Raw genomic sequence first — 16,799 nt, forward strand, 5'->3', positions numbered from 1 at the left:
GCCGCTTTCCACGCCAAATACTCGTTTCCCATGCCGTCACGGTTACACCTCGTTTGACAGGCGTCGTTCAGCCGCCGCCGGTCGTGTACATTGAAGCGGGGTCACTCGTCGGACTTCCGGTGACGCTTCGCCCCGGACCAACATGCACACACGGTGGACCACCGACGACATTGCGCCGCAGACCGGCAAACGAGTGCTCATCACGGGAGCGAATAGCGGTATCGGCTATCAGGCCGCGCTGACGCTGACGCGCAAAGGGGCACGGGTCATCCTGGCATGCCGCGATAAACGACGCGCAGAAAAAGCTCTCGCCCGCCTGAAAGCCGAAGTTCCCGGAGCAAGCGCGGAACTGGCGATTCTCGACCTCGCTTCCCTCGCGTCCGTCCGCTCGTTCGCGCAGAAAGAACTCGCGGAGCAACGCCGCATTGAAGACTACGATCTGATTCTGCTTGACGTGATGCTGCCCGAACTCGACGGGCTCGAAGTCCTCAAACGGTCCAGGACAAAGCCGTCGGGCTCAAGTCCGCTGAAGCAAAGGCGGTGGCGATGAACGGCGCAGGGGGTGGGTCTGACGGTGTCATGAGCGGAGTGTCGCAGTCGGGGCAACCGCGCGACATTCGAATGTCGCCATACTCGCCGACGATCTACGTCCACCAATAGGCGGGTGAAATGCGCAGTCCGCTGCGCAAGTGTGAAGAGACATTCAACGAAAACGCGCTGATTCCGCCTGGTTTCTTGACCTCCGGCTCATTCCTGCTCCGGTGGACGCCAGGATCAACAGGATCGATGCGGTCATGCCCCAGCTCTGAAAGTTGGGCAGCAGACCAAGACAGATCGTCGCGGTCGTGACCACAATGATTGAGCCGAGAAACACCGGACGCTGGCGATACCGGTCGCCCCAGCTACTGAGCACAATTCCACCGAGCGGTCGGATCACGTACCCGATTGCGAGCACGGAGAAAGTAGCCAGCATGCTCACCAGTGACGACGAGTTCGGGAAAAACTGGGCCGCAATGTTATGGGCAAAAAAGCCATAGACGATGAAATCGTAAAAACTGCAGCGAGCCTCCAAGGCTTGCGATGAGAATCATCTTCCATTGCGACCGGGACAAGCCGGACGACGGTGGACGGTCGGCGCCGCCGACCGGGCTGCGGGATATTCCCACGACTCCTCCAATTGATTATCGGATTCTTTGTCCGATGGTCTACGTGCGTCGACCGCGAGACGTCTCGCGTGACAACCGGTTTTGCGGGCTCACATGGCCACAACACCTTCGGTTCGCAAGCCGGGTACGGCGTGGTGCAGAAGGTGTTGCAAGGATTCACCTTCCTCCGCGACGCCGTACACATACCGGTCCGCTGGTCGCTGGTCTCGAGGCTCAGTGACTACACAGCGTCCCGGGAGCGGAAGAACGGCGCGGTGAGGGCGTGTAAGCGGGATCTTGCGGGTCGAAGCGCGGCATTGCCCTTTATCCCCGATATCTCAAGGCGTCCACGAGAAGCCTGAAAGCAGGCGATGCATGGCGCCGGTGGGGATAGTAGAGATGGTATCCCGACAGGTCGGGCGTGAACCTTCCCAGGACCCTCACGAGCCGCTCGGCGTCGAGACAGTGCTGACCTGGTCGAGCGGCAGATAGGCAAGGCCGTGGCCGTCGAGCGCCGCATCAAGGATGAGATCGATGGTATTCAGCACAAGCTGACCATCAACCCGGACACGTGCTTCGCGACCTCCGCGTTTCAGTCGCCATGCGTTTACCGTGCCCGACGTTGGCAGGCGTAGATTGATGGCCCGGTGGTCGATCAGTTGAGCCGGTGACGTCGGCATTGGGCTGTCGCGAAAGTATTCCGGCGAACCGACGATCGCCATCGGAATGTCGGGGCCAATCCGCACCGCGATCATGTCCCTGGCGATCTCCCGGCCGAGGCGTACTCCGGCATCGAAGCGGTCGGCCACGACGTCTGCCAGCCCGTAATCGACTGTGATCTCGACGTTGATGTCCGGGCTTCCAACAAGCAGCCGCCGCATTGCCGGAATGTGCGGCTGGTCGCGCTGCGCGAAATCGGTCTGGTCGGCAAGCCGATTTTCCGCCACTGCTCGCGTGTTCTGGATTCCATCGAGCAATCGCAGCGGTCGCAAATGAAGTAGGACATCATATAACAAAGTTAACTATTATCTATATGAATTTGGCGTGACGGCACAGAATGCCACTTAATGACATTAAGCTACTCATTATTCTGGGTACGTGAATAGATTTAAGTTTCTCGCGCCTTCCTATGGAGATCGGAACTTCCCATGTCCATTCGTTAATATAGCGACGGCCTGTTTGATGTCCGTTTTGTCGGTTTCGGTCAATTGATTGGTCGCCCGCAAAGGTTCTTGAGGGATGTTGCGTAGTACGTACGCCACGTTGCCATTACGAACTCGCGAGAGACGGGCAGTGGCAGACATCACTGCCTGAAGCATTCCGGCAGGCTGCGCCCTATCCGTTCTTCCGACCAAGGAGGTGGGAATGTGTCGGCCCTATTTTGAAGCAAAGGCCATTCTCCGAGACCCTGGGTTAACTTCGCGCCTAAAGGCGAGCAAAACATAGGAATTAACATTATTTGTACAAATGGCTGCGCAAAACGTGCGAATTAAGTTGTCAACATATTTGGGCGCCTTACAATTCACATTCGACGTCGAAAGCGTTTAATTAAACGTCGGCGCTGCGCACGACGTGCCGCTCCAAGAATTCGCGACGCATCGGAGTGTGATCGTACGTCATATGAGCAGCGTAACGTCGGCGTTGGTATCTCGCGAAATCGCCAATTGCGACGAAGCCTCCTGGGACGATGCGGCGAGGCACCCACACCCGACTTAAAGACGGGATTGGCACCCGAGAGTTTGCGCACGGCGCAATCTTTTCACGACAATAGAACCTGCGACCGGTATGAAGATCAGTGACAACAAAATCGGCTACGCCCGAGTATCAACCGATGAACAGCACTTGGACCTGCAGTTACAAGCGCTCGCCGCCTACGGCTGCGATGTGACGTTTTCAGACCGGGGAATTTCGGGTGCTAAGTTCGACCGCCCCGGCTTGAACGAAGCGTTGGCCGCGGCCGTCCCTGGCAGCACTCTTGTTGTGTGGCGGCTGGACCGCCTCGGGCGGTCAATGAGGCATCTCGCGGCAATAATCGGGGACTTGGATATGCGCGGAGTGCGAGTCGTGTCATTGACCGAGTACATTGATACGCGCTCGCCAAGCGGACGCTTCACATTTCACATGCTAGCGGCGCTTGCGGAGTTCGAGCGGGGACTGATCAGTGAACGGACTCGCGCGGGTATTGCTGCGGCACGTGCGCGGGGCAGCAATATCGGTAGGCCGGCCGCATTGAACGAGGCACAGCGGCAACGAGCTCGCGAATTGCTAGAGGAACATCCTGCCAAGGTCGTTGCGGAGACCTTAAATATCGACAGGCGCACGTTGAGGCGATATATGAATCAGCCGGGAGCACGGGCTTTAACTACTGCCGATATGGAATAGCGATTGCCGCTGCGACCGCCGATAGATCGGTCGGTGGTTCGTTGGAACCGTGAGTCACCACGGGGCCGTCTTGGTAAGACCCACGTGTGCGTCCGGATGCCACGCAGTGCCGCTAGCAACCGGCATCTTTCAAAACGACACTGCGCGCCTGAGCCGCGTCTGTTCAATACGGAGGTTCATTGACCTCGTTGCGCAGACGGATTCGTTCGTTGCCGTATCGCATTTGCGTCCAAGCTGATCGCCCGTTTCAGTGTGCGTGGATGCACATTGAATTTCCGTGCGATCTCGGCTATCGAGGTCGTTTCCAATAGTGCGACCGCCTGGCGGCGCTGTGCCGGGCTTAGTAGCGGCTTACGCCCGAAGTTCTTGCCGCGTACACGCGCCGCCACCATTCCTGCACGAGTGCGTTCGCTAATGAGTCGCCGCTCGAACTCGGACAGTGCGGCCATCATGTGGAACATCAGCATGCCGCCGGCTGATGTTGTGTCGATTGACTCGGTCAGCGAGATAAAGTCGATACTGTTGTTGCCAAGGTAGTTCACCAGTTCAATTAGTTTCCCGATTGATCGGCCAAGCCGGTCCAACCTCCATACGACAAGCGTATCGCCGGCCGATATCTTTGCGAGCGCGTTGTTCAGTCCTGTCCTGGAAAAGGACGCGCCGGATATGCCGTGGTCCGTGTACAACACTTCGCATCCTGCACGCAGCAATGCGTCTTGCTGTAGCGATAGGTTTTGTTCTTCTGTTGAGACGCGCGCGTATCCGATTTTCATGGTGTGCTCCTCCGCTGAGCGGCCCCGGATTTTCGTAACCCATTTGCGGTAACGCAGGCCGCCTGCATCTCTGAGAAAAGTGCCGACAGCTGGCAAACCCAGCGAAAAAAGGCGTACTTCATCCATCTATCAGTCAATAAGAAATCCACAAAGCTTTTGGTGCGAGCGCACAGCTTTGCCATTGCGGTTGCTCTGTACTTGTCTATGTTCGCGTGAGCCGCAGAAGTGTCAGACATTGCAAGATCTGAACGCATTCTACTGGACAAAAAGGAACCCTTTTGTCCACCCCATTTTGTCTGCTTGTAATCCTCGCTTGACGTGCCTGTAGGGCTTACCTGACGCGGCCGTAGGGAAGCTAGAAGAACTTTTTTAGTAATTTGGCACAAAGGTTCCTTTTTGACCGCCTCCAGGCGAAGGGTTGACAGTGTTTCGGAAATTGAAGTCGACGACCGTGACCGATAGATGGGCCGATCTGTGCGTGCGGGGTCCGCCCGAAAAAGGATCGGAATTTTTAACACTTAGACCTGTGGTTCGCGTGCTGTCTGCTCAAAAAAAGAAGTACGGAATTGACCTGTCCGGAGAAGAAGATGGACGACAAGGGTTTGGCGGGGGAAGTGTTTAGCGCGATGATCGACTCGCGTGTGAAGTTACACCGTGAACCGGTGTGCAACGTCACAGGCAGCGAAAACGTGCTCTATCACGAGTGTTCCGCGACAGCGACTGATGCCCGCGGCAACGAATTGAATCCGGCTCTTTTCATGTCGGCGCTTGAGCGCATGTCGCTCATCCGTCTGTTCGACCGGTACGTCGTCAAACAAGCCATCGCGGCCTTGCGCGGTTCCGCCACTCTGAGGCTCGGCATCAACATTTCCGTTCAGAGCGCGGTCGCAGATGTCGTGTGGCATGCGATTTTTCATCTGCTCGCAGAAGCGCCCGAAGTGGCGCAACGGCTGGTGATCGAATTTCCTGAGCCCGCCTGGTTCGACGCCCATGACAACGCACAGCATTTCGCATATCGCCTCAAGCAGGCCGGTTGCAGGATCGCGATAGACAACTTCGGAATCGAAACCGCTATCGGCATCCGTACGCCTGACATCATCAAAATCGATGCGTCCTTCGTCACCGCTGCCCGCCACGGCGAAAAACACGTTGCACGCCTCGCGCGATTGGTACGCCTCGCAGCAGAGCAGGCTGGCGATGTAGTGATCCAGGGCGTTGATGAGCCGATGGATTTACTGCACGTCCACGAGTGCACGACGAGATGGGCTCAGGGTCATTTCGTCAAGGCACCTGACGCCCTGAAATGGGTTGCCAGTAACTTGCAATTGTAGTTTTCGATTTAACAAATGGGGCTACGAATCGCCTTGGCGAGGGATGTCCCCTGCGCAGGAGATGTGCGTGTGTTTGACGATGTTTAAAGAAAAACCTTTGAAAGAGGCGGGCTGAAAATGAACATAAGTTATCGGACGATCTGGAATGAATCGTTAGGGGCTTTCGTCGCTGTCTCTGAACTAGACACGGCGCACGGAAAAGGGAAGGGCGCAGGCGGAGTTGTGAGTGACGCAGCGCACGCGCCTTATCAGGTAAATGGCGTGCCGCTTACGCTCATGGCCGTTGCAATGACCGTCATGTTCGGCGGCTCGCTGATGACGCCAGATGAGGCTGAAGCACAAACCGCTTTATATCCCGGCACCGGATGTAGTCAGACATCGACAGCCGGAGCATTGCTGACTGTTGCTGTCGGCTGCGGTGTAACTGCCTCGGGTTCCGGGTCAACTGCTCTCGGTGCAAATACCACGACTTCAGGTGTAAATTCGACAGCGGTCGGATATCTTGCAGTCGCTGCGGCGCAAGGTGCTGCCGCTGTCGGCACAGGGTCGCGCGCGAATAACGTGGGCGCCGTTGCGGTCGGTTCTAATTCGCGATCAAGCGGAGTTAGCAGCGCGGCACTCGGATCGACGGCGAGTGCAGGAGGCGACGGCAGTGCTGCAATTGGCGTTGCGTCGTCGTCGGACGGCGATTTTTCGCTTGCATTAGGTGCGAGTACGGAAGCGTCGCAAACGGGTGCAATCGCGCTCGGGCACAACGCCACCGCCAGCGGTTCGGCAGGTATGGCTTTGGGGATGAATTCCTCAGCGATTAGAAATAATGGAGTCGCAGTAGGTTTGAACGCAACAGCGAACGGGAACAATTCTTTTGCGGGCGGCACAAATTCGGTCGCGGGCGCAGCAGGCGACGCGACAGTCGTGAATGACATTGTGCTCGGCACGAACGCTAGCGCAACTGGCGGTAATTCGATAGCCCTCGGAGCAGCAACGACAGCTTCGGGAAGCGCGAGTATGGCGATGGGCGCAGCAGCGGTGGCGACCGTACCGGATACAGTTGCGCTCGGCCACTCGGCGACCGCTAACGCTTCGGCAAGTATGGCGCTCGGTTCAGCCGCGACAGCTTCCGGAATCGGGAGTGCTGCGCTCGGTTCAACCGCGTTAGCAACCGGGGGAAATGCGGTCGCGATTGGGTCTACGGCTTTGGCTGCAGGGAACCGGGCCGTTGCAGTTGGTTATGGTTCGACAGCTTCAGGCATCAATTCGTTTGCATTCCTGGGAACTGCATCGGGCCAGGGCGCTATGGCCTTCGGCAATAGTTCTACAGCGTCCGGTTCAATGGCAGCGCTGTCGTTGGGTAATTTCTCTACGGCATCAGGCCAGAATGCATCTGCTTTCGGGGTGTTCTCTATCGCAGGAGGTGCAGCCTCGACCGTCGCAGGGTCGGGAGCGTTCGCAAATGGCGATTTCTCAACGGCAGTAGGTGCTAATGCGGGGGCTAGCGGATTAAATAGCACTGCCGTTGGCAGAACAGCAAAGAGTGTCGCCGATGATTCAACAGCGTTGGGCGAAAAGGCCACGGCTTCAGGTGCCGGGTCGATGGCATCCGGTTTCGGCGCAATAGCTAACGGGGCGAATTCGTTTTCGGGTGGCACAAACGCAATCGCAGGCGTAGCAGGCGACACGACAATCGCCAATGACGTTGCACTCGGAAATGGTGCTTCGGCTGTCGGGGGAAATTCGGTTGCAGTCGGCACCTCGTCTACGGCAAGCGGTGCGGGCGCGATGGCACTCGGTCAGGGCGCAATCAGCAGCAACACGAATTCCGTCGCTATTTCTAATGGCGGGGCGGCAACTGGAATCAATGCGGTGGTCATCGGCACGAATTCCACGGCAGCAGGCACGAACGCCACCGCAATCGGCGCGGCAGCGGTTTCGGCAGGCGCGCATTCGGTGACTGTCGGCTCGGGCGCTAAAGCAAACGGCAACGATTCTTTCGCGGCAGGAACCAACTCAGTTGCGGGCATCGACAGCAACACAACGATTATCAATGATCTTGCGCTCGGAAATACCGCATCGGCTGTCGGCGGAAATTCCGTAGCAATTGGCGCGGCGTCGGTCGCTTCAGGTGCTAGTGCAATGGCACTCGGTCAGGGCGCAACCGCTGCGAACGCCAACAGCGTTGCATTGGGAACCGGCTCGGTTACTGCCGCTGCGAACCCCACGCCAACAGGCACGATTGGCGGCAAGTCGTATGCATTTGCAGGACCCGCGCCGACGAGCGTGGTCAGCGTAGGCGCTAAAGGCACCGAACGTCAAATCACGAATGTGGCCGCAGGCCGGATCAGTGACACGAGCACGGATGCAATCAATGGCTCGCAACTCAACGCAACAAACCTCGCCGTCAATGATCTTTCGACAAGCACATCGACGGGAATTTCCTCGCTGAGTACCGGCGTTGCTAGTTTGTCCACGGGTCTCTCCACGACAAACAGCAACGTGTCCTCATTGTCCACGGCGATTTCGACTCTGAAACCGTCGCATTACATGAGCATCAACGATAACGGCACGCAGCAAGGCAACTATGCGAACGACGGAGCAAGCGGCGTAAATGCACTTGCCATAGGTACAAGTGCCACGGCGGCGGGCGCAAGCGCGGTGGCTCTCGGCGATGCAGCGAACGGCGCAGCAGCAAATTCCGTCGCGATTGGTCAGAAGGCGACGGCAACGAAAGCAGGCGATGTGGCTTTGGGTTCGGGCTCAGTAACTGCGGCAGCGAATCCGACTGCCAGCGCAACTATCGGCGGAAAATCGTACAGCTTTGCAGGAGCAACCCCGAAAAGCGTCGTCAGCGTTGGCGATAAAGGTGCTGAACGACAAATCACGAACGTGGCCGCTGGCCAACTGAACGCAAATTCGACGGACGCCGTCAACGGTTCGCAGCTTGACGCGACGAACCAGGCTGTTGAATCGCTTTCGACAAGCACATCTACGGGAATTTCGAGCCTTAGCACTGGCGTGTCGTCGCTTTCAACGGGCGTGAGTTCTTTGTCTACGGGCCTGTCCACGGCTACGAGCAACATCAGTTCGCTTTCAACGGGCGTCAGTTCCTTGTCCACAGGCGTGTCGTCGTTGAGCACCGGCCTTTCCTCGTTGAGCACTTCCACGAGCACGGGAATTTCGAGTCTTTCGACTTCGGCAAGCACCGGCCTTAGCTCTTTGAGCGCGTCCACTTCGACGGGCTTATCTACCGTGACGAGCGGCATCGGTTCGCTTTCGACCGGCTTGTCCACAACAAACAGCAATGTGTCGTCGCTCAGCACTATCGTTTCCGCGAGCAAATCACACTACGTCAGCATCAACGATAACGGCACGCAACAAGGAAATTACGCGAACGACGGCGCAACCGGCGTAAACGCAATTGCTGTCGGCACGAACGCTACAGCGGCAGGTGCGAGCGGTGTGGCGTTGGGCGACACAGCAAATAGTACGGGCGCGAATTCGGTCGCGGTGGGCGCAAAAGCGATTGCGACAAATGACGGCGATGTCGCCTTGGGTTCGGGGTCGGTCACTGCCGCAGCGAATCCGACTTCAAGCGCAACCATCGGCGGACAATCATATAACTTTGCAGGCGCAAAACCAGCGAGCGTCGTGAGCGTCGGCGCAAAGGACGCGGAGCGTCAGATCACGAATGTTGCAGCGGGGCGGCTTACCGCAGACAGCACGGATGCTGTGAACGGTTCGCAATTGAACGCAACGAATCAAGCTGTTGATTCGCTCAGCACGTCCGCGAGTACCGGAATTTCTGGTCTGAGCGCGGGCGTATCGTCACTTTCGACCGGCGTTAGCTCACTGAGCACCGGCCTGTCTTCCCTGAGCACTTCGACTTCAACGGCAGTTTCTAGCCTGAGCACGGGCGTGTCGTCGCTGTCCACTGCCGCAAGTTCGCTCTCGACCGGCGTGTCGTCGTTGAGCACTTCGACATCCACGGTGAGCAGTTCGCTGTCTACCGGCCTTTCGTCGTTGAGCACTTCCGCATCGACGGGCATGTCGAGCCTCAGCACGAGCGCATCGACCGGCATCGGCAGTTTGTCCACGGGGCTGTCAACAACGAATAGCAATGTCGCTTCGTTGAGCACCGTTGTTGATGCCAATAAAACGCACTACTACAGCGTGAATGACAACGGCGTTCAGGGAGCAAATTACGACAACAAGGGCGCAACCGGCGTAAATGCAATTGCCGCAGGTGTCGCTGCATCGGCAGGCGGTGCAGGTGCAACGGCAGTCGGTTACAACTCGCAAGCGCTAGCGGATTCGAGTGTGGCAGTCGGCGATAGCAACACGGTCGCAGCGACTGGCGGTCCTGGGTCCGTAGCGATGGGTTATAAATCCCAGGCGCTCAACGGTAGTGCAGTCGCAATCGGAAATCAGCAAACCGCAAGTGGTGATGGCGCAGTTGCAATCGGCGATCCGGGTTCGTCGTCAGGTACTGGCGCAGTGACGGTCGGCGCAAACAATAACGCGAACGGAACGGGCGCAGTCGCAGTCGGTAATTCAAACAGTGCGACGGGTACGGGTTCACTTGCCATCGGCAGCACTTCGACTGCTGCGGCGGATGGCGGGATTGCATTGGGCTCGGCTGCTGTCGCGACGAATGCAGGGGACGTTGCACTCGGCAGCGGCTCTGTTACGACGGCTGCAAATCCGACTCCGAACGCAACGATTGGCGGAAGCTCCTATAACTTTGCAGGCCAAAATCCGACGAGCGTAGTCAGCGTCGGCGCGAAAAATGCGGAACGTCAAATCACGAACGTTGCAGCGGGTCAACTCAATACGGACAGCACGGATGCCGTAAATGGTTCGCAGCTTAATGCGACGAACCTCGCGCTTGATTCGGTTTCGACAAGTACCTCGACGGGAATTTCTTCGTTGAGCACGGGCGTTTCGTCACTTTCGACGGGCGTGTCGTCGCTGAGCACCGGTATTTCTTCATTGAGCACGGGCGTTTCTAGCCTCAGTACTGGCGTGTCGTCACTAAGCACAGGCGTATCGTCTTTGTCCACATCGACTTCGACCGGCATCAGTTCCTTGTCGAATTCGGTTTCGACGGTCGCAAGCAATGTGGCTTCGCTCTCGACGGGCGTATCGTCATTGAGCACGTCCGCATCGACTGGCCTTAGCTCTTTGAGCACGTCCACATCGACTACCGCGAGTTCGCTTTCGACCGGTTTGTCCGGAGCGGTCAGCAACATCGGTTCGCTTTCGACTGGCGTGTCGTCATTGAGCACGGGCGTTTCGTCGTTGAGTACGTCCACGTCCACGGCAAATAGCTCGCTGTCTACCGGCTTGTCCGGTGCCGTCAGCAACATCAGTTCGTTGAGCACTTCGACATCGACGGCAAATAGTTCGCTTTCGACGGGCCTGTCCGGCGCTGTGAGCAATATCGCATCCATCAGCACAAGCGCATCGACCGGCATCGGCTCACTTTCGACGGGCGTCGGTAGTCTCAGCACGGGCGTTTCGTCGCTGAGCACTTCGGCTTCGACAGCAGCAAGCTCGCTGTCTACTGCGATTTCCGCAAGCAAAACGCATTACTACTCGGTCAACGACAACGGCGTTCAGGGAGGCAATTACAACAACGATGGCGCGAGCGGCGTAAATGCGCTCGCTGCGGGCGTCGGTGCCACGGCGCAGGGAAATGCATCGGCAGCAATCGGCTACAACACGAGCGCGCTTGGTGATGGCGCAGTTGCAGTCGGAAACAGTGCACAAGCAAACGGAACAGGCGGCGTTGCAATCGGACAGAATTCGGTTTCAAGCGGCAACGACTCGACCGCGTTGGGCCATGGCGCGACAGCATCCGGCGATGGCGATGCAGCCTTCGGAAATAACGCATCGACATCCGGAAACAATTCGGTTGCAGTCGGCAGCGGCGCGGTTGCTTCGACCGATGGCGCAATAGCGTTTGGCGGCAACGCGCAGGCAAAGACGCAAAATTCAATTGCTATCGGAAATGGCGCAACCGCATCGACTGCAAATTCTGTTGCGCTCGGCAACGGAGCTTTGACGAAAAATGCCGTTGCGACTTCGAGCGGGACAATCGGCGGCACGACGTACCAATACGCGGGCACGAATCCGACAGGCGTTGTCAGCGTGGGGACGAAGGACGCAGAACGTCAGGTGACGAACGTTGCAGCCGGTCAGGTGAAAGCGAGCAGCACAGACGCGATTAACGGCTCGCAATTGGACGCGACGAACCTCGCTGTAGATGCACTTTCGACAAGTACCTCGACGGGAATTTCTTCGTTGAGCACGGGCGTTTCCTCGCTCTCGACCGGTTTGTCGTCGCTTAGCACTTCCGCATCGACGGGAATTTCGTCGTTGAGCACTTCTGCATCGACCGGCTTGTCCACAGTCACGAGCGGAATCAATTCGCTCTCGACCGGGCTTTCGACAACCGACAGCAATGTCGCATCGTTGTCTACGTCTGCATCGACGGGCCTGTCGTCGCTGAGCACGGGTGTTTCTTCGTTGAGCACTGGCGTGTCGTCTCTTTCGACCGGCGTGTCCTCGCTCTCGACTTCTGCAAGCACCGGTATTTCCTCGTTGAGCGCTTCGACAAGCACTGGTATTTCGACGGTCGCGAGCAATGTGGCCTCGTTGAGCACAGGCGTAAGCTCACTTTCGACTGGCGTGTCGTCGCTCAGTACCGGCGTTTCGAGTTTGAGCACTTCGGCTTCGACCGGCCTGTCGTCACTGAGCACTGCAACTTCGGCCAGCCTGTCCACGATCACGAGCGGCATCGGTTCCGTGTCGGCATCGACTTCGACGGGCCTGTCTACCGTGACGAGTGGCATCGGTTCGCTTTCGACCGGCCTGTCCAGTGCAACGAGTTCGCTGTCTACAGCGATTTCGGCAAGCAAGACGCACTATTACAGCGTCAACGACGACGGCGTCCAGGGCGCGAATTACGAAAATGACGGCGCAACGGGTGTAAATGCGCTCGCGGCAGGCGTAGGCGCAACCGCAGCTGGTGCAGCAGGCGTTGCAGTCGGAAATAGTGCGAATGCGACGGGCGCAAACTCTGTGGCCGTTGGTTCGGGCGCTGTTGCGAAAAATACCGGCGATGTAGCTTTGGGTTCGGGTTCCATCACTGACGTTTCGCATCCGACTGCAAGCGGTACGGTCGGCGGTGCAACGTATCAATATGCAGGTGCAAATCCTTCGAGTGTCGTTAGCGTCGGCGCTCCGAATGCGGAACGTCAGATTACCAACGTTGCGGCAGGCCAGGTCACGCAAAACAGCACGGACGCAATTAATGGTTCGCAACTGTACGCGACGAACACGGCAATCGATGCGGTCAGCACTTCCACGAGCACTGCGGTTTCTTCGCTGAGCACGGGTATTTCGTCGCTTTCGACTTCCACGAGTACCGGTTTGTCCACGGTAACGAGCGGCATCGGCTCACTCAGCACGGGCATTTCTTCGTTGAGCACGTCCACTTCGACAGGTCTGTCAACGGTGGCGAGCAATGTCGGTTCGCTTTCGACTTCGACTTCGGCGGCGGTATCGAGTTTGAGCACCGGAATTTCGGGCGCTACAAGCAGCATCGGTTCGCTGAGCACGGGTATTTCGTCGCTCTCGACCTCGGCATCGACCGGAATTTCGAGCGTCAGCGCAAGTGTGTCCACCGTCGCGAGTGCAGTTGATTCGTTGAGCACGTCCACGAGTACCGGTTTGTCCACGGTAACGAGCGGCATCGGTTCGTTGAGCACGGGCATCTCGTCGCTGAGCACATCGGCATCGACGGGTCTTTCGACGGTCATGAGCAACGTCTCTTCGTTGAGCACTTCGACATCGACAAGCGTTTCGAGCTTGAGCACGGGACTTTCGACAACGGATAGCAATGTGGCTTCGCTCTCCACTTCGGCAAGTACCGGCCTGTCGTCGCTCAGCACGTCTGCTTCGACCGGTCTGTCCACGGTCACGAGCAGCGTTGATTCGCTCAGCACGAGCGCATCGACGGGCCTCAGCACTGTGACGAGCAATATCGGTTCGTTGAGCACGGGCGTGAGTTCCCTTTCGACCGGTATGTCATCGTTGAGCACGTCGGCATCGACGGGAATTTCGTCGCTCTCGACTTCGGCCTCGACTGTCGCAAGTTCGCTTTCGACAGGCGTAAGTTCGTTATCGACGGGTCTTTCGACTGCGATCAGCGACATTTCTTCGTTGAGCAGTTCGACTTCGACGGGGCTCAGCACTGTGACAAGCAGTGTCGGTTCGTTGAGTACCGGCGTATCGTCGTTGAGCACGTCTGCATCGACGGGCATCAGTTCCTTGTCCACATCGACTTCGACTGCAATCGAAGCCGCAAAGACGCATTACTACAGCGTCAACGATAACGGCGTGCAGCAAGGCAATTACGCGAACGATGGCGCGACAGGTCTGAACGCAATTGCGGCAGGTACGAACGCCACAGCCGCGGGCGCAAGCAGCGTTGCGATTGGCGACGGCGCAAATGCTGCAAACGATAATTCGGTTGCACTTGGCGCAGGCTCGATTACCGACGTTTCGCATCCGACTCCGAGCGCAGTTATCGGCGGCGCAACGTATCAGTTCGCCGGTGCAAATCCTGTCGGCGTAGTGAGTGTTGGTGCGCCGGGTTCGGAGCGTCAAATCACGAACGTCGCGGCGGGTCAAATCAACGCGAACAGCACGGATGCAATCAATGGTTCGCAGCTTTATCAAACGAACCAGACGATTGATTCGCTGAGCACGTCCACGAGCACGGGAATAATTTCGCTCTCGACAAGCACATCGACGGCTGTATCGAGCTTGAGCACGGGCGTATCGTCGCTGTCCACCTCGACTTCGACAGGCTTGTCCAGTTTGAGCACCGGTCTTTCGACTGTCGTCAGTGACGTAAATTCGTTGAGCACTTCGACTTCGACAGGCTTGTCGTCGCTCTCGACGTCCACGAGCACGGGACTTTCGTCGTTGAGCACGTCCACGAGTACGGGCCTCAGTTCGTTGAGCACGGGCCTTTCGACGGTCGTCAGCAACGTCGATTCCCTCAGCACGTCCACGAGCACGGCAATCGGTTCGCTCTCGACCTCGACTTCGACGGGACTGTCTTCGCTCAGCACTTCGACTTCGACGGGTCTGAGTTCGCTCAGCACCGGCGTTTCGTCACTGAGCACGGGTCTTTCAACTGTGACGAGCAGCGTCGATTCCCTGAGCACTTCTACATCAAGCGGCATCAGCAGCTTGAGCACCGGGGTGTCGTCGCTTTCGACTGGCCTCTCGACGGTAACGAGTAACGTCGATTCGCTTTCGACCTCAACTTCGACTGCCATTTCGTCGTTGAGCACATCGACTTCGACGGGCTTGTCCAGTTTGAGCACGGGCGTTTCGAGCCTTTCGACTTCGACATCGACAGGCATCAGCAGCCTGAGCACGGGCGTTTCGTCGCTGAGCACTTCGACTAGCACCGGAATTTCGAGCCTCAGTACGGGCCTGTCTACCGTTGTTAGCAATGTCGATTCGCTTTCGACATCGACTTCGACGGCTGTATCTAGTCTGAGCACCGGCGTTTCGTCACTTTCTACTTCGACTTCGACCGGAATTAGCAGTCTCAGCACGGGCATTTCGTCTTTGTCCACTTCGACTTCGACGGCTGTATCGAGCCTGAGCACTGGCATTTCGAGTTTGAGCACGGGCGTTTCGTCGCTCTCGACTTCGACATCGACAGGGATTAGCAGCCTCAGTACGGGCCTGTCTACTGTCACGAGCAGCGTTGATTCGCTTTCGACTTCGACTTCGACGGGTCTTTCGACTGTGACAAGCAGCGTCGATTCGCTCAGTACGTCCACGTCAACCGGCATCGGCTCTTTGTCAACCGGCCTGAGTTCGCTTTCGACGGGCCTCAGCACCGTGACGAGCGGAATCGATTCGTTGAGCATTTCGACTTCGACGGGGATTTCGTCGCTCTCGACTTCGACTTCGACCGGCATCAGCAGCTTGAGCACCGGTGTGTCGTCGCTTTCGACGGGTCTTTCGACTGTAACGAGCAATGTGGATTCGTTGAGCACGTCCACGAGCACGGCAATCGGTTCGCTCTCGACTTCCACGAGCACGGGCATTTCGAGCTTGAGTACCGGCATTTCGTCGCTGTCCACTTCGACTTCGACAGGTATTTCGAGCTTGAGCACCGGACTTTCGACGGTCACGAGCAACGTGGATTCGCTCAGCACTTCGACTTCGACTGCAACGAGTTCGCTGTCTACAGCAACGAGTTCGCTTTCGACTGGCGTGTCGTCGCTCAGCACGTCCACGAGTACCGGTTTGTCGTCGTTGAGTACTTCGACTTCGAGCGGACTTTCGACTGTGACGAGCGGCGTCAATTCTCTTTCGACGGGCCTGTCCACGACGAACAGCAATGTGTCTTCGCTGTCCACGGCTATTTCGACGCTGAAGCCTTCGCACTACGTCAGCATCAATGACAACGGCGTGCAAGGCGGCAACTACAGCAACGATGGCGCAACAGGCACAAATGCTATCGCTGTTGGCGTGAACGCCACTGCCGGGGGCGAGAATTCTTCGGCTTATGGCAACAAGGCAAATGCTGCCGGAAACGCCGCGACGGCGCTCGGCCACAACGCAAATGCCACCGGCGTGAATTCGAGCGCTATGGGTGTGGGTTCGACTGCATCCGGAGATAACGCAACTGCGCTTGGTTCCGGTGCAGTCGCAAGCGCGCCGAATTCCGTTGCACTTGGCGTGAATTCGGTCGCAAGCGAGGCGAACACGGTATCGATTGGATCGGAAGGTAACGAACGTCGCCTGACGAACGTTGCGCCGGGTATCAATCCGACCGATGGCGTGAACATGTCCCAACTGCAAGGCGTGCAGAACAGCCTGAACAACAGCATCAATTCCGTTGCTCGCAAGGCATACGGCGGCGTTGCTGCGGCTACGGCTCTCACGATGATTCCGGATGTCGATCAAGGCAAGACGATTTCGGTTGGTATCGGCGGGGCGAGCTATCAGGGGTATGGCGCAACTGCAATCGGCTTTACCGCACGCATTACGAGCAACCTGAAAGTTCGGGGTGGTGTGGGCATCAGCAGCGCCGGTAGTTCGTATGGCGTAGGCGCGTCGTATCAGTGGTAACG

7 protein-coding genes and 5 pseudogenes are annotated in these 16,799 nt (G+C 57.6%); 7 read left to right on the plus strand and 5 right to left on the minus strand.

Annotation, left to right across the window (positions count from 1 at the left end; all coding sequences use genetic code 11):
• Positions 1 to 142: 142 nt before the first annotated feature.
• Positions 143 to 550 (plus strand): SDR family NAD(P)-dependent oxidoreductase, encoded by a 408-nt coding sequence (locus tag OKW45_RS37685; protein WP_429473790.1) that lies wholly within the window; start codon positions 143 to 145, stop codon positions 548 to 550.
• Positions 551 to 769: 219 nt separating this feature from the next.
• Here the strand turns inward: OKW45_RS37685 and OKW45_RS37690 are convergent.
• A pseudogene (locus OKW45_RS37690) lies at positions 770 to 1,091 on the minus strand (MFS transporter); the annotation flags it as partial.
• A gap of 494 nt (positions 1,092 to 1,585) precedes the next feature.
• A complete protein-coding gene (locus tag OKW45_RS37695; protein WP_429473791.1) occupies positions 1,586 to 2,122 on the minus strand; it encodes a LysR substrate-binding domain-containing protein in 537 nt (178 codons plus the stop codon).
• A gap of 808 nt (positions 2,123 to 2,930) precedes the next feature.
• On the opposite strand from OKW45_RS37695, the gene OKW45_RS37700 reads away from it, so the two are divergent.
• Positions 2,931 to 3,527 (plus strand): recombinase family protein, encoded by a 597-nt coding sequence (locus OKW45_RS37700; protein ID WP_429473792.1) that lies wholly within the window; start codon positions 2,931 to 2,933, stop codon positions 3,525 to 3,527.
• A gap of 176 nt (positions 3,528 to 3,703) precedes the next feature.
• Here OKW45_RS37700 and OKW45_RS37705 read toward each other — a convergent pair whose 3' ends face one another.
• Positions 3,704 to 4,300 carry a recombinase family protein gene (locus OKW45_RS37705; protein ID WP_184012708.1) on the minus strand — a complete coding sequence of 199 codons (597 nt, stop codon included), beginning with the start codon at positions 4,298 to 4,300 and terminating at the stop codon, positions 3,704 to 3,706.
• Positions 4,301 to 4,887: 587 nt separating this feature from the next.
• Between OKW45_RS37705 and OKW45_RS37710 the strand changes: the two genes are divergently transcribed.
• Together OKW45_RS37710 and OKW45_RS37715 are read left to right on the plus strand one after the other, a co-directional pair.
• Positions 4,888 to 5,631 (plus strand): EAL domain-containing protein, encoded by a 744-nt coding sequence (locus OKW45_RS37710; protein WP_429473793.1) that lies wholly within the window; start codon positions 4,888 to 4,890, stop codon positions 5,629 to 5,631.
• Between the two features lie 117 nt (positions 5,632 to 5,748).
• Positions 5,749 to 9,378: pseudogene (locus OKW45_RS37715) on the plus strand (ESPR-type extended signal peptide-containing protein); the annotation flags it as partial.
• An 8-nt stretch (positions 9,379 to 9,386) separates the two neighbouring features.
• On the opposite strand, the gene OKW45_RS37720 reads toward OKW45_RS37715, so the two are convergent.
• Positions 9,387 to 9,764, minus strand: coding sequence for a hypothetical protein (locus OKW45_RS37720; protein ID WP_429473794.1), 378 nt, complete (start codon positions 9,762 to 9,764; stop codon positions 9,387 to 9,389).
• A 115-nt stretch (positions 9,765 to 9,879) separates the two neighbouring features.
• Here OKW45_RS37720 and OKW45_RS37725 point away from each other — a divergent pair.
• Positions 9,880 to 11,874 (plus strand): annotated as a pseudogene (locus OKW45_RS37725) (YadA family autotransporter adhesin); the annotation flags it as partial.
• On the opposite strand, the gene OKW45_RS37730 reads toward OKW45_RS37725, so the two are convergent.
• A complete protein-coding gene (locus tag OKW45_RS37730; protein ID WP_429473795.1) occupies positions 11,826 to 12,482 on the minus strand; it encodes a hypothetical protein in 657 nt (218 codons plus the stop codon). The pseudogene OKW45_RS37725 and the gene OKW45_RS37730 sit on opposite strands and share 49 nt — an antisense overlap.
• Positions 12,483 to 12,708: 226 nt before the next feature.
• Here OKW45_RS37730 and OKW45_RS37735 point away from each other — a divergent pair.
• Positions 12,709 to 16,254 (plus strand): annotated as a pseudogene (locus OKW45_RS37735) (ESPR-type extended signal peptide-containing protein); the annotation flags it as partial.
• A gap of 3 nt (positions 16,255 to 16,257) precedes the next feature.
• Positions 16,258 to 16,797: pseudogene (locus tag OKW45_RS37740) on the plus strand (YadA family autotransporter adhesin); the annotation flags it as partial.
• Positions 16,798 to 16,799: the final 2 nt, after the last annotated feature.

The sequence above is a fragment of the Paraburkholderia lebeckiae genome (assembly GCF_050436225.1).
Taxonomy (GTDB): Bacteria; Pseudomonadota; Gammaproteobacteria; order Burkholderiales; family Burkholderiaceae; genus Paraburkholderia; species Paraburkholderia tuberum.